The organism is Streptomyces sp. SID14478, from assembly GCF_010548525.1.
Classification (GTDB): domain Bacteria; phylum Actinomycetota; class Actinomycetes; order Streptomycetales; family Streptomycetaceae; genus Streptomyces.
In genome coordinates, this window is record NZ_JAAGMG010001484.1 from 1 (window position 1) to 1576 (window position 1576).

The 1576-nt window shown below is 75.5% G+C and carries 1 protein-coding gene; it reads right to left on the reverse strand.

The window, feature by feature from the left end:
• On the reverse strand, nt 1-1576 hold a 1576-nt coding region (locus tag G3I40_RS46225; RefSeq protein ID WP_164560770.1), incomplete at both ends, for a type I polyketide synthase.

Sequence of the window (1576 nt, forward strand, 5' to 3'; positions counted from 1 at the left end):
GCCCCTCCAACCCCAGCACGTACGCCACCCGGCCGGAGGCGACGCTGGCGGTGCTGCCGGTGAGCAGATAGCCCTCGACCTCGTCCCGGCCCTCGACGGGCCCGGTCGCGTACCCCTGGTGCGACATGCCGAGGAACACCCCGGTGTCGCTGCCGCGCAGGGTCTGCGGCACGATGCCCGCCCGCTCGAACGCCTCCCAGGTGGTTTCGAGGACCTGGCGCTGCTGCGGGTCCATCGCCAGCGCCTCGCGCGGCGAGATCCCGAAGAACGCCGGGTCGAAGTCCCCCGCCGCGTCGAGGAAGTTGCCCATGGGGCGGCCCGTGCCCGGGGTTCCGCGCCGCTCCCAGCCCCGGTCGTCCGGCGCCGCGGCCGAGGCGTCGCCGCCCGATGTGAGGAACTCCCAGAGTTCTTCAGGGGAGTTGACGCCGCCGGGGAACCGGCAGGCCATGCCCACGATCACGACCGGATCGTGCTCATCGCGGTCCGGGGCGCCACCGGCAGCGGGCCGCGCGCCCGGCTCGGACACCGCCGCGCCGAAGAGTTCGGCTTCGAGGAAGAGGGCGACGGCTTGGGCGTGCGGATGGTCGTAGACGAGGGTCGCGGGCAGGCGCAGGCCGGTCGCGGCAGTGAGCCGGTTGCGCAGCTCCACCGAGGCCAGCGAGTCGAAGTGGAGCTCGCGGAAGGCCCGTTCCGGGTCGATCCGTTCCGGGTCCCGGTGCCCGAGCACCGCCGCGGCGTGCTGCCGCACCAGGTCCAGAAGGACCCGGCCGCGCTCGGCGGCCGGCACGTCCGCCAGAGCGCCGAGCGGTGTCCCCGCCCCGCCGTGCTCGCGACGTACGGACGCGAGGGCGTCCCGGGCCTCGGGCAGCGCGTCGAAGAGCCGGGTGGGCCGCTGCGCGGTGTACGCGAGCAGGAAGTCCGCCCACTCGATGCCGATGATCATCGGGCAGACCTCCGCCCGGTCCAGAGCGGTCTGCAGGGCGTCGAGTGCCTCCTCGGGAGCCATCTCCACGACGCCGTGGCGGCGGAAGCGCTCGGCGACGGGGCCCTCCGCCATGCCGCTGCCGGCCCAGGTGCCCCAGGCCACGGAGGTCGCGGGCAGCCCCGCGGCGCGCCGCTGCCGGGCCAGGCCGTCGAGGTAGGCGTTGCCCGGTGCGTAGCCGCCCAGGCCCGGTGCGCCGAACGCGGAGGCGAACGAGGAGAACAGGACGAACGCGGTCAGCGGCGCCTGTGCGGTGAGGTCGTGCAAGTGCCTCGCGCCCAGGGTCTTGGCGCGGCCGGCCCGTTCGACGCGTGCGCCGGTCAGGGTGTCCAGGGTGCCGTCGTCCAGCGTGGCCGCGGTGTGGAACACCGACGTCAGCGGCTGGTCCTCGGGCAGGCCGTCGAGCAGGGTGCGCAGGGCGTCCCGGTCGGTGATGTCGCAGGCCGCGAGGGTCACCTCGGAGCCCGACGCGCGTATCTCCGCGGCGAGTTCCCCGGCGCCGGGGGCGTCGGGGCCGCTGCGGCTGACGAGCACGATGTGCGGGGCGCCGCGGCGGGCGAGCCAGCGGGCGACGTGCCGGCCGATGCCTCCGGT